Below are 10,756 nucleotides of genomic sequence, written 5' to 3'. Positions count from 1 at the left end.
GTGTTTTTTTGTTTTTTTTACACTCCCTCCCTCCCGCCGCCGCCGCCCCGCCCCCCCCGCCCCCCCCCCCCGCTCCGCCGATCAGGTGCTCAGGTGGTGCTGAGCATGCCCTCCCGCAGGCGGCCCAGCAGGCGCGAGATCAGCCGGGACACGTGCATCTGCGAGACGCCGAGCCGCTCGCCGATGTCCTTCTGGGTGAGCTCCTCGACGAACCGCCAGTGGATGATCTGCCGGTCGCGCTCGTCCAGCTGGGCGATCATCGGGGCGAGAGCGTGGAAGTCGTCCACGAGCGCCAGCGCGGCGTCGTCGGTGCCGATGAAGTCCGCGAGCGCCGACTCGCCGTCCTCGCTGCCGTTGATGGCGGCGTCCAGGGAGGCGGAGTTGTAGCCGTTGGCCGCCAGGCGGGCCTCGACGACCTCGTCCTCCGGCAGGCTCATCAGCTCGGACAGCTCCTGCGTGGTGGGGTTGCGGCCCAGACGGCTGCGCAGCTCCTCGGTGGCCCGCGCCAGCTGGACGCGCGCCTCCTGGAGACGCCGCGGGACGTGCACGGCCCACGAGGTGTCGCGGAAGAACCGCTTGATCTCCCCGACGATGTACGGCACGGCGAACGAGGTGAACTCGACCTCACGGGTGAGTTCGAACCGGTCGATCGCCTTGATCAGGCCGATCATGCCGACCTGGACGATGTCCTCCATCTCCTCCGGGCCGCGGCTGCGGAACCGGCCGGCCGCGAAGCGGACGAGGGACATGTTCATCTCGATCAGGGTGTTGCGGGCGTACTGGTATTCGGGCGTGCCTTCCTCCAGCACCGTGAGCTGCTCGAAGAAGAGCTTCGACAACTCCCGCGCGTCCTTGGGCGCCACCTTGGACGGGTCCGCGATCTCCGGCATGTCCGTCGTGGTGTGCATGGTCGCCTGTGCGGTCGTCGTCGCCATGATGTGCCCTCCCTGTCGATCGGCCCCCGTCGTCGTCACCTTGTCGGCCGACGAAGGACCGCCTACCCCGGGTCACGCGCCGCACACCTGTCGATTCTCGCAAGTGTGGGGAAGGCGCTGGGCCGGTGAGGGGACAGAGGCGCGACAGACGCGTGAAGTGGGGAACTAGAGAGTGAGCGCGTTCTCGGAAGGGGAGAGTGGGCATGTTTGAAGCCGAAAACATTCGTGACTGGCGTGGCCAGGACGTCGTCGACCACGACGGCCGCAAGATCGGGACCCTGGAGTCCATCTACTTCGACACGCTGACCGACCGCCCCGCATTCGCGACGGTCACGGTCGGCCTGCCGACCCGGCGCCGTCTCGTCTTCGTGCCGGTGGAGAAGGCCACCGTCGGGCCGGGCTATGTGAAGGTGACCTACGACAAGTCGCTGGTCAAGGACGCACCGGGGATCGATCCGGACGGTGAGCTCGCGGCCGAGGAGGAGGGCGCGGTCTTCGAGCACTACAAGCTGCCGTACGAGCAGGGCAGCCGCGGCGAACGGCGGCTCGGCCGGCGCTGAACCGTCCGAGCCGAACCGTCCGAGGGGGCGGCCGGGCGCCGTTGACGGCGGACCCGGCGCGCCCCGCGTCCGACGGGGCCGGCCGTCAGCCGATCTCGGCTCCGCGGGCCGCCGCCTCCGTCTCGGACGTCGCGCTGCCCGTCGCCAGGGTGCCTCCGGCGCTCTCCAGGTGGGCCCGCACGAACCACTGGAACTGCTCCAGGTCCCGGAGCTGGCCGATCAGGAGGTCCTCCGTGGCGGCGTCGATCTTGCCGGCCTCCTCGACGGCCCCGCGCATGCCCTCCACCACGCCGGTGTAGACGACGTCGAGCGCGCCGAGGTGGGCGATGGCGTCGGCCCGGCCGATGGAGTAGTCGTCCCACTTCCGCTCCGACACCAGGGCCCCGGGCGTGCCCTGTGCCACACCGCCGAGCGCGGCGATGCGCTCCGCGACGTCGTCGGCCATCTCGCGTACCTGGTCGACCTGCGGGTCGATCATCTCGTGCACGGCGATGAAGTGCGGCCCGACGACGTTCCAGTGCACGTGCTTGAGGGTCAGGTGCAGATCGTTGAGGGCGTGCAGGCGCAGTCGCAGCACACCGATCAGCCGTCCGGCGGCCTCGCGCTCGATGCCGGGGACCGTGTATTTCGGGGTCAGGTCATGCGTCATGGCGGACCTCAGCTCCTCATCTGTGTCGTACATCGTTGCTCGTGCACGAATGCCCCGTATCGGGACCCTCAGACATCCGCGGGCCAGGTCGGTGACCATGGGCGCCGTACGAGGGCCTGCGAGGTCAGGACGGCGGGGCGGGCACGGGCATCGCGGCGAGGGCGCGCGCGGCGTGCACGAGGTTGGACGCCATCGCCCGGCCGGTGGAGAGCGCCCAGTCGTGGCCGCGCTCGTCGTCGAGGAAGTCGGGGCCGGGCCCGGGGCCGAGGTGCCAGTAGGTCCAGGCCTGACCCGGGATGGTGTAGCCGATGTCCGCGAGTCCGCCGCTGATCTCGCTGATGACGTGGTGCGCGCCGTCCTCGTTGCCGGTCACCAGGACACCGGCGACGCGGTTGTAGGCGACGGGGCGGTCCTCGTCGTCCGTCTCGCTCAGCATGGCGTCCATCCGTTCGAGGACCCGCTGGGCCACGGAGGACGGACGGCCGAGCCAGGTGGGCGACCCGATGATCAGGATCTGGGAGGCCAGGAGCTTCTCGTGCACCTGGGGCCAGTCGTCGCCGTCGCCCATGTCGGTCCCGACGCCCGGTCTCAGGTTCAGGTCGACGGCCCGGACGACGTCCACCTCGGCTCCGTGGCCCTTCAGGGCCGCGATGACCGTGGAGGCGAGGGCCTCGGTGTTGGACGGCGCGGGGGAGGGCTTCAGGGTGCAGTTGATGACGAGTGCGCGCATGCCCGTCCTTCTTCCCCGATCGGCGGAGGCCGACCGGGGAAGCGCGGAGCCGTTCACCCGGAAGGCCCCGTGGCGGTCCGGCCGGCCGGTCAGGGCAGGGCGACGCCGTCCAGCTTGCCCTGCTTGGCGTCGTCGACCAGCGACGAGAACTGGTCGGCGCTCATCTGCACGCGCTGGCCGAAGTCGTCGGTCAGGACGATCCGCCGCTCCGCCGGTGCCTGGGGGTCGACGAACAACTGGGGACAGCCGCAGTCGCAGTTGCCGCAGAACGTCGCGACGGGCTCCAGGCCGTGAGGCTCGGTCATGTCGGTGCGCCTTCCGTGGGAGACGGGTGACCGCGCGGGTGTCCGGGGCGGCGGTCTCGGGGGCCCGCCTGGGAGATACCCCGTACGGCCCCCGCGGACGCGCACCGGCGCCCCGCACCGAGGCACGCCGGACGGCTCCCGGTGCGCCGGTGCTCCCCGCGTCCGCTCCCGCCGCACCGGCTCGGCGGGACCGGCCGGGAACCCGGCGGGGATTCCGCCCGACCGCACGCGCGCGGGTGGGAGTTATCGTCGGCCGTATGGCTGACGCGTGCTTCCGGCATCCGCGGCTCGCCGCCGTCTACGACGCGCTGGACACCGATCGCGGTGACCTGGACGCGTACCTGCGCATGGCCGGCGAGTTCGGCGCCCGGCGCGTGCTCGACATCGGCTGCGGCACGGGGGTGTTCGCCCTGCTGCTGGCCGAACGGGGCATCGAGGTCGTCGGCGTGGACCCCGCCGCGGCCTCCCTCGACGTGGCCCGGGGCAAGCCGGGCGCCGCGCGGGTGCGCTGGATCGAGGGGGACGCGACCTCGCTGCCCCCGCTGCGGACGGACCTGGCGACCATGACGGCGAACGTCGCCCAGGCGATCACCGGTCCACGGGCGTGGCAGGGGACACTCCAAGGGGCGTACGAGGCGCTGCGGCCCGGCGGGCACCTGGTGTTCGAGACACGGGACCCGGCCCGGCGCGCCTGGGCGGAGTGGGACCGCGAGCACACGCACCGGGTCGTGGAGATTCCCGGCGCGGGTGCGGTGGAGAGCTGGTGCGACTTGCTGGACGTGCGCGGCCCGCTGGTCACCTTCCGCTGGACCTACGTCTTCACCGCGGACGGCGAAGTGCTGACCTCCGACTCGACGTTGCGCTTCCGCGACCGGGCGGAGGTGGAGGCCGACCTGACCGGTCGGGGCTTCGAGGTCCGGGAGGTGCGCGACGCCCCCGACCGTCGGGGCCGCGAACTCGTCTTCGTGGCACGACGGCCGTAGCGCGCCCGCAGGTGGTGCACCGGCGCGTCGAGGGCGCACATCGGAATCCAGTGAGCCCTGTACGCGCCCCCTCGACGGTACGGACAATCACAGTGGCCGTGATCACGCGGCGGGGGAACGCCTCGTCGTCCCACCGCCGACTGCCGGGAAAGCAGGTCGATCAGCATGCACTTGCGTCTGCCCACGTCCGTGTCCGAGGCACAGGAGTGCATGGCGGAGGGAGCGGTGCCCGTCGGCGGCGCCACTCTCGTGTGGGCCGCCTGGCAACGCGACGGCTTCCCCGAACTGGCCATGTCCCTGCGCGAGCTGCCGGAGGCGACCGTCCTCGAGCCCGAGGCGCTGGGCGCGGCCGTACTGCTGCACCGCATCGACGAGCGGGTACCGGAGGTGCTGCGCCGCGCGGCGGGCTCGGTGGGCACCGGAGCCGTGCGCCGCACGGCGACGGTCGGCGGCAACCTCGTGGGCAGCACCCTGCGTTGCCTGCTGCCCGCGGCTCTCGTGCTGGACGCCCGCGCGACCGTACTGGGCTCCGACGGGTCCTACGAGACCGACCTGGCCGAGGTGATGGCCAAGCGCCACCTGCTGCTCGGCCTGCGCTGGCGCACCCCGACGGCCAGCGGCTACCGCAAGGAGCCTGCCGCGGCGGGCGGGCCGCCGCCCCTGGTCGTCGCCACGGCCGTGCACACCGGCGACGACGGCCGGCCGCGGCTGCGGGTCGCCGTCCGGGACGGCTACGAGGTGGTCGGCGGCAGCACCGCGTGCGACGGGGGCGCCGACGAGGCCGTCGACGCCCTGGAGGGTACGGATCTCGGCGGACTGCCGCCCGGGGCCCGGGACGTGGTGCGCGAACAGGTCACCGGCATCCTGGAACCGCTCGCCGGCCGCTGACACCGCGGCCGGCGCCCGACGGTCGGTACCCGTCAGCCCTTGGCCAGGGCCTTGACGCGGTTCAGCGATCCGTTGAACTTGTTGTGGTCCCCGACGGTCTTTCCGGTCGAGGTGTACTGCCACATCGTGTGGAAGCCCCAGCCGGCCGGCAGGGTGCCCACGGACGAGGCGTACCGGGCGACCCACAGCGGGTTGCTGGCGCCGAAACCGCTGTAGTTGCCGGTGCACTGCGTCCACCAGTTGGTGGAGGTGTAGATGGCGGCCTCGCGCCCGGTGCGCGCCTTGTACCGGTCCACGAAGCTGTTGATCCAGCTCACCATCTGGGAGTGGGTCTTTCCGTAGCAGGTGGCCCCGTACGGGTTGTACTCGATGTCGAGGACGCCCGGCAGGGTCTTGCCGTCCTTCGACCAGGCGCCGCCGTGGTCGACGAAGTAGTCGGCCTGGGCCTTGCCGCCGGAGGTGTCCGGGGTCGCGAAGTGGTACGCGCCGCGGATCATGCCGGTGTCGTAGGAGCCGCCGTACTGCTGGGCGAAGTACGGGTTGCGGTAGGAGGTCCCCTCGGTGGCCTTCACATAGGCCCACTTGACCCCGCTCTTCCACAGGGTCGACCAGGCGACGTTGCCCTGGTGGCTGGAGACGTCCACGCCCTCGGTCTGGCTGGCGCGGGTTTCGACGGGCCGCCCCTGGACACCTTCGTGGGCGAGGACACCCCGGCCCATGTAGGCGGAACCGCGAACGGGCGACCCGGCGTCGCCGGCGGTCGCGGGGACCGCCGACAGGGTCAGCAGGAGTGACTGGGAGGCGAGGAGCACGCCTGTCGTGAGCAGGCGTGAGTGGCTTGAAGCCACGGCTATGGGTCTGCGCATGGCACCCATACGATCCGCTGTCACGCCCCACCGCATCCCACAGTCACCCAGATGGTGTCGCCCCGTCCGGGCCCGGCCCGTCCGGCCACCGCGCCGACGGGCCGCCGACCGGGTCTGAACGCCCGTATCACACCGGTGCTTTCGATTGGCGGGATGCGCGGGAAGTTCGCTCCTCGGTGGGGTTCCCGGCGGGTCAGGCAGACGCGTCCGTGACGCTGACTAGCATGAGCCGGAAGCCCACCGGAGTGATCAACAGGAACCCGGTGGAACGGCTCCGCCCCGCGGGCCGACCCATGTCGATCGGCCCTTCCCCGCTCTCAAGGACCAGAGGGACCGCGGAATGTCAGTGTCTGCACCCCCCACCCCGCCCCGGACGCAGAAAGCCCCCCACCGCACCCCCGCCGTCGCCCTGGTCGTGCTGCCCGCGACCGCCGCGGGCGCCGGTGCCGCCTGGGCCGCGGCGCCCGAGGCCGCCCGGGGCTGGACCGCGACCCTCGCCGTGACGTCCTGGCTCTGCGTCGCCGTCACCGTGGTCCTCGCCTCCCACCTGGTCGGACGGGCCCGCCGTACCGCGGCCGACCGCGGAACCGAGATCGGCTCCCTCAAAGCCCGGCTCGCCCAGGAGAACGCCGGCCTGGTGCACCTCGTCAACGTCGCGCTGCCGGGCGTCGCCCAGCAGGTGCTCGCGGGTGCCGGCGCCGACGAGGCCGTCGCCCGCACCGCCCCCGCCCCCGGACCGCACCTGCGTCAGGTCGTCCAGAGCTTCGCCTCCCTCATGGCCGACGCCGTACGGCATGCCACGGACGCCGAGACCCGGCACCAGGAGGCGCTCCGTGAGACCCGCGACGCCACCGCGGAGCTGGAACACCTGACGAGCAGCACCCTGCCCGCCGCGGTGCGGAGACTGCGCGACGGCACCTCGGCGGAGGTCGTCCTCGCCGAGCTGGACCGGCCCCGGCGTCCGCACCTGCGCACCTGCGCCGAACTGTTCGTCCGGGAACTGGCCCACAGCGAACGGCGCACCGCCGCCGCCGAGGCCGCCTCCGCCAAGTCCCTCAGCCGGGTCCAGGCCAAGGCCGTACGCATGCTCGCCGACCTGCGGGACATGCAGGACCGTCACGGCGAGGAGGTCCTCGGCGACCTGCTGCGGCTCGACCACAGCACCTCCCAGCTCGGCCTCATCACCGACCGCCTGGCCCTGCTGATGGGCGGCCGCTCCAGCCGCGCCTGGAACAAGCCCATCGTGATGGAGAGCATCCTGCGCGGTGCCGTCGGCCGCATCGCCGCCTACCAGCGGGTCCGCATGCACTGCTCCACCACTGCCGCGATCTCCGGCTACGCGGCCGAGGGCGTCATGCACCTGCTGGCCGAACTGATGGACAACGCCGCCAATTTCTCGCCGCCCATCGACGAGGTCCACGTGTACGTGGAGGAACGTACCGCCGGAATCGTCATCACCATCGAGGACAGCGGACTCAAGATGGCCGACGCCGCCATGCGCCACGCCGAGGAGGCCGTGTCGGGACGGGCGACCGACCTGGCCTCGCTCCAGGGCACCCGGCTCGGCCTGGCCGTGGTCGGACGGCTCGCCGCCAAGTACGGCGTCGGCGTGAGCTACCGCCCCTCGTCCCGCGGCGGCACGGGCGTCGTCGTCCTGGTGCCGCCGCAACTGCTCGCCCAGCAGCGGGACCCGGGGCCCGCCCTGACCGGCCGCACCTTCGGCGGCGCGGCCCGCGTCGCCGTCCCCGGGCCCGCGCCCGCCGCGGAGGCGCCCGTGGCCGCGTCGCGCCTCCCGGACGTCCGGGACGCCGAGCGGACCGTACCTCCCGAGCAGGCGCCGCGAACCCGTCCGGCGTCCGGGACACCGGGCGGACTGCCCGTGCGCTCCCCGGGCCGGACCATGGCCGAGGCCGAGGCCGAGCGCGAACGGCGCGACCCGCCCCCGCGGCCCACCGACCGGCCGGCGACGGCGTCCCGCGACGCCGGGTCCAGCTTCGGTGCCTTCCACCGCGGGCGCCGGTCCGGGGCGGCCGGCGGGGCGTCGACGCCGGAACCGCCCGCGTCGGGGTAGACCGCGCGCCCCACCGCACGGCGCACAACGGCGCCCCCTCGCCCCCGAGTTCGTGAGATTGGAGGAACGGGCCGGTGACCGGAGCAGCAGCACCCACCGTCCCCTCACCCATCATGCAGACCACCGACAACAGCCTCACCTGGCTCCTCCAGAACCTCCTGGACAGCACCCCGGGCACCCGCCACGCCCTCGTCCTGTCCCGCGACGGCCTCCGGCTCTGCTGGACCGAACACCTCACCCTGGACCGGGCCGACCAGCTCGCCGCGATCTGCTCCGGCATCCAGGCCCTCGCCCAGGGCGCCTCCGTCGAGTTCGGCAACGGAACCGGTGGCGTACGGCACTCCATGACCGAGTTCCACGGAGGACTGCTGTTCATCGTCGAGGCCGGCGAGGGCGCACACCTGGCCGTCGTCGCGGTGGAGGACGCCGACCCCGGCGTGGTCGGCCACCAGATGACCGAGTTGGTCGAGCAGATCGGCGAGCACCTGCGGGCCGCGCCGCGCCACGCCCTCCCCGGGAGCAGCTCGTCGTGACGCGCAGGCCCGTGGACACCGGCGCACCCGACCGGCTCTACACGGTCACGGGCGGACGCAGCCGCGCCGACGACTCCTTCGACCTCGTCACCCTGGTGGTCGGCGAGTGCGAACCGTCGGCCGGCATGCAGTCGGAACACATCCGGATCCTGGAACTGTGCCGGCACCCCACGGCCGTGGTGGAACTCGCCGCCGAACTGGCACTGCCGATCACGGTGGTCCGCATCCTGCTCGGCGACCTGCTCGCCACCGGGAGGATCACCGCCCGCCATCCGCGCCTGGGGCGGTCCGCCGCGTCGCACCACCCCGATACCGCCCTTCTCCAGGAGGTGCTCCATGGGCTCCGCAACCTCTGACACACCGGCCCCCGCGGACCTCGCCGCCTCCGGCCGCACACCCCTGACCGACGCCGCGGAGACCGGCCTGAAGATCGTCGTCGTGGGCGGGTTCGGCGTCGGCAAGACCACCCTGGTCCGCTCCGTCAGCGAGATCCGGCCCCTCAACACGGAGGAGGTGATGACCCAGGCCGGCGTAGGCGTCGACGAGACCGGCGAGGTCACCGCGAAGACCACCACCACGGTGGCCTTCGACTTCGGCCGGATCAGCCTCAACGACCGCATGGTGCTCTACCTGTTCGGCGCCCCCGGCCAGGAACGCTTCTGGTTCCTGTGGGACCGCCTCTTCTCCGGCACCCTCGGCGCGGTCGTCCTCGTCGACACCCGCCGCATGGACGACTCCTGGTACGCGATAGACCGGCTGGAACACCACGGCACCCCGTTCGTCGTGGCCGTCAACCGCTTCGACGACGACACCGCCCGGCACTCCCTGGACGAGATCCGCCTGGCCCTCGCGCTGCCGGAACGCGTACCGCTGATCGACTGCGACGCCCGGGTACGCGCGTCCGGCAAGCACGTGCTGGTCGCCCTTGTGGACCACCTCTACCAACTGGCCCTGGCCCAGGAGGGCGCACCGTGACCGACATCGACCCCGCTCCGCACCCCGTCGCCGCACCGGGCTGCCCCGCCCACCCGGACGCCGTCCCGCTGGCCGGTCTCGCGTACCAGCAGACGCCGTCGGAGCTGTACCGCGGACTGCGGGGCGAGCACGGCGCCGTCGCACCGGTGCTCCTGGACGGCGGGGTGCCCGCCTGGCTGGTCCTCGGCTACCCCGAGGTCAGCTACGTGACCAGCCACGACGAGCTGTTCGCCCGGGACTCGCGGCGCTGGAACCAGTGGGACCGCATCCCGCCCGACTGGCCGCTCATGCCCTACGTCGGACATCAGCCGTCGGTGCTGTTCACCGAGGGCGAGGAACACCGGCGCCGGGCCGACGTGATCACCCAGGCGCTCGCCGGCGTCGACCAGTTCGAGCTGGCCCGGGACTGCCGGCAGCTCGCCGACCGGCTCATCGCCGGCTTCGCCGGCAGCGGCCGGGCCGAGCTGATGAGCGGCTACGCGCACGCCCTGCCCATGCGCGCCGCGGTACGCATGTGCGGGATGCCGCACAGCGGCGCCGAGACCCAGCACCTCGTCGAGGACCTGCGCATCTCGCTCGACGCGGCGGAGGGCGACGACCCGGTCGCGGCGTACACACGCGTGGGCGAACGCATCCACGGCCTGGTCCGGCACAAGCGTGAGCGCCCCGGCCCCGACGTCACCTCGCGGATGCTGAACCACCCGGCCGGCCTGACCGACGAGGAGACGGTGCAGGACCTGATCTCCGTCATCGCCGCCGCCCAGCAGCCCACCGCCAACTGGATCGGGAACACGCTCCGGCTGCTGCTCACCGACGACCGCTTCGCCCTCAACGTGTCGGGCGGGCGGCTCAGCGTGGGGGAGGCGCTCAACGAGGTGCTGTGGCTGGACACGCCGACACAGAACTTCATCGGCCGCTGGGCCGTGAACGACACCCAGCTGGGCGGCCGGCAGATCCGCGCCGGCGACTGCCTCGTCCTCGGCCTGGCCGCGGCCAACACCGACCCGCAGCTCTGGCCCGAGGCCCACGTCGGCGCCGAGAACTCCGCGCACCTGTCCTTCAGCAACGGCGAGCACCGGTGCCCGTACCCGGCACCGCTGCTCGCCGACGTCGTCGCCCGCACCGCGGTCGAGACCCTGCTGGAACGCCTCCCCGACCTCGTCCTCGCGGTGGAGCCCGGGGAACTGACCTGGCGTCCGTCGATCTGGATGCGCGGACTGACCGCCCTGCCCGCCCTGTTCACGCCCGTCGTGGCGTGACA

The 10,756-nt window shown here is 72.6% G+C and carries 13 protein-coding genes; 8 read left to right on the top strand and 5 right to left on the bottom strand.

The genetic code is table 11. The features are described from left to right. Positions 1-89: 89 nt before the first annotated feature. Positions 90-935, bottom strand: coding sequence for an RNA polymerase sigma factor SigF (locus ACFC1X_RS37725; protein ID WP_376363273.1), 846 nt, complete (start codon positions 933-935; stop codon positions 90-92). Between the two features lie 203 nt (positions 936-1,138). Here ACFC1X_RS37725 and ACFC1X_RS37720 point away from each other — a divergent pair, with 203 nt between their 5' ends. Then, a complete protein-coding gene (locus tag ACFC1X_RS37720; RefSeq protein WP_307016940.1) occupies positions 1,139-1,495 on the top strand; it encodes a PRC-barrel domain-containing protein in 357 nt (118 codons plus the stop codon). 85 nt (positions 1,496-1,580) lie between these two features. Here the strand turns inward: ACFC1X_RS37720 and ACFC1X_RS37715 are convergent, their stop codons facing one another. From ACFC1X_RS37715 to ACFC1X_RS37705, 3 genes are all read right to left on the bottom strand, one after another. After that, positions 1,581-2,144 (bottom strand): Dps family protein, encoded by a 564-nt coding sequence (locus ACFC1X_RS37715; protein ID WP_376363269.1) that lies wholly within the window; start codon positions 2,142-2,144, stop codon positions 1,581-1,583. A 124-nt stretch (positions 2,145-2,268) separates the two neighbouring features. Beyond that, positions 2,269-2,874 carry a flavodoxin family protein gene (locus ACFC1X_RS37710; protein ID WP_376363266.1) on the bottom strand — a complete coding sequence of 202 codons (606 nt, stop codon included), beginning with the start codon at positions 2,872-2,874 and terminating at the stop codon, positions 2,269-2,271. An 89-nt stretch (positions 2,875-2,963) separates the two neighbouring features. Continuing rightward, positions 2,964-3,179: a hypothetical protein gene (locus tag ACFC1X_RS37705; protein ID WP_122619179.1), complete on the bottom strand. Its 216-nt coding sequence runs from the start codon at positions 3,177-3,179 to the stop codon at positions 2,964-2,966. Positions 3,180-3,436: 257 nt separating this feature from the next. On the opposite strand from ACFC1X_RS37705, the gene ACFC1X_RS37700 reads away from it, so the two are divergent. Then, complete coding sequence (locus ACFC1X_RS37700) at positions 3,437-4,162, top strand: class I SAM-dependent methyltransferase (RefSeq protein WP_376363262.1); 726 nt, start codon at positions 3,437-3,439, stop codon at positions 4,160-4,162. 165 nt (positions 4,163-4,327) lie between these two features. After that, positions 4,328-5,050 carry an FAD binding domain-containing protein gene (locus tag ACFC1X_RS37695; protein ID WP_376363259.1) on the top strand — a complete coding sequence of 241 codons (723 nt, stop codon included), beginning with the start codon at positions 4,328-4,330 and terminating at the stop codon, positions 5,048-5,050. A gap of 32 nt (positions 5,051-5,082) precedes the next feature. On the opposite strand, the gene ACFC1X_RS37690 is transcribed toward ACFC1X_RS37695, so the two are convergent. Further along, positions 5,083-5,916, bottom strand: a complete 834-nt coding sequence (locus ACFC1X_RS37690; RefSeq protein WP_376363256.1) for a lysozyme — start codon at positions 5,914-5,916, stop codon at positions 5,083-5,085. Positions 5,917-6,256: 340 nt separating this feature from the next. Between ACFC1X_RS37690 and ACFC1X_RS37685 the strand changes: the two genes are divergently transcribed. The 5 genes from ACFC1X_RS37685 (at position 6,257) to ACFC1X_RS37665 (ending at position 10,754) form a co-directional block, all read left to right on the top strand. Beyond that, positions 6,257-7,987, top strand: a complete 1,731-nt coding sequence (locus ACFC1X_RS37685; RefSeq protein ID WP_376363253.1) for an ATP-binding protein — start codon at positions 6,257-6,259, stop codon at positions 7,985-7,987. Positions 7,988-8,100: 113 nt separating this feature from the next. After that, complete coding sequence (locus ACFC1X_RS37680) at positions 8,101-8,520, top strand: roadblock/LC7 domain-containing protein (protein ID WP_376363320.1); 420 nt, start codon at positions 8,101-8,103, stop codon at positions 8,518-8,520. Next, positions 8,517-8,876 carry a DUF742 domain-containing protein gene (locus tag ACFC1X_RS37675; protein WP_376363250.1) on the top strand — a complete coding sequence of 120 codons (360 nt, stop codon included), beginning with the start codon at positions 8,517-8,519 and terminating at the stop codon, positions 8,874-8,876. Before ACFC1X_RS37680 ends, ACFC1X_RS37675 begins: the two co-directional genes overlap by 4 nt. Continuing rightward, positions 8,857-9,495: an ATP/GTP-binding protein gene (locus ACFC1X_RS37670; RefSeq protein WP_376363248.1), complete on the top strand. Its 639-nt coding sequence runs from the start codon at positions 8,857-8,859 to the stop codon at positions 9,493-9,495. The genes ACFC1X_RS37675 and ACFC1X_RS37670 overlap by 20 nt, the downstream gene beginning before the upstream one ends. Continuing rightward, positions 9,492-10,754, top strand: a complete 1,263-nt coding sequence (locus tag ACFC1X_RS37665) for a cytochrome P450 (protein ID WP_376363245.1) — start codon at positions 9,492-9,494, stop codon at positions 10,752-10,754. The genes ACFC1X_RS37670 and ACFC1X_RS37665 overlap by 4 nt, the downstream gene beginning before the upstream one ends. The last annotated feature ends 2 nt before the right edge of the window (positions 10,755-10,756 follow it).

Origin of the sequence: Streptomyces sp. NPDC056128 (genome assembly GCF_042263835.1) — a bacterium.
GTDB lineage: Bacteria > Actinomycetota > Actinomycetes > Streptomycetales > Streptomycetaceae > Streptomyces.
This window is presented reverse-complemented; position numbering and strand designations above follow the sequence as displayed.

Excerpts from the sequence above, each read along its gene's own strand:
- ACFC1X_RS37710 (WP_376363266.1), bottom strand. The coding sequence starts at position 2,874 with ATGCGCGCACTCGTCATCAACTGCACCCTGAAGCCCTCCCCCGCGCCG.
- ACFC1X_RS37695 (WP_376363259.1), top strand. The coding sequence starts at position 4,328 with ATGCACTTGCGTCTGCCCACGTCCGTGTCCGAGGCACAGGAGTGCATG.
- ACFC1X_RS37690 (WP_376363256.1), bottom strand. The coding sequence starts at position 5,916 with ATGCGCAGACCCATAGCCGTGGCTTCAAGCCACTCACGCCTGCTCACG.
- ACFC1X_RS37700 (WP_376363262.1), top strand. The coding sequence starts at position 3,437 with ATGGCTGACGCGTGCTTCCGGCATCCGCGGCTCGCCGCCGTCTACGAC.
- ACFC1X_RS37715 (WP_376363269.1), bottom strand. The coding sequence starts at position 2,144 with ATGACGCATGACCTGACCCCGAAATACACGGTCCCCGGCATCGAGCGC.
- ACFC1X_RS37685 (WP_376363253.1), top strand. The coding sequence starts at position 6,257 with ATGTCAGTGTCTGCACCCCCCACCCCGCCCCGGACGCAGAAAGCCCCC.
- ACFC1X_RS37680 (WP_376363320.1), top strand. The coding sequence starts at position 8,101 with ATGCAGACCACCGACAACAGCCTCACCTGGCTCCTCCAGAACCTCCTG.
- ACFC1X_RS37670 (WP_376363248.1), top strand. The coding sequence starts at position 8,857 with ATGGGCTCCGCAACCTCTGACACACCGGCCCCCGCGGACCTCGCCGCC.
- ACFC1X_RS37720 (WP_307016940.1), top strand. The coding sequence starts at position 1,139 with ATGTTTGAAGCCGAAAACATTCGTGACTGGCGTGGCCAGGACGTCGTC.
- ACFC1X_RS37705 (WP_122619179.1), bottom strand. The coding sequence starts at position 3,179 with ATGACCGAGCCTCACGGCCTGGAGCCCGTCGCGACGTTCTGCGGCAAC.
- ACFC1X_RS37725 (WP_376363273.1), bottom strand. The coding sequence starts at position 935 with ATGGCGACGACGACCGCACAGGCGACCATGCACACCACGACGGACATG.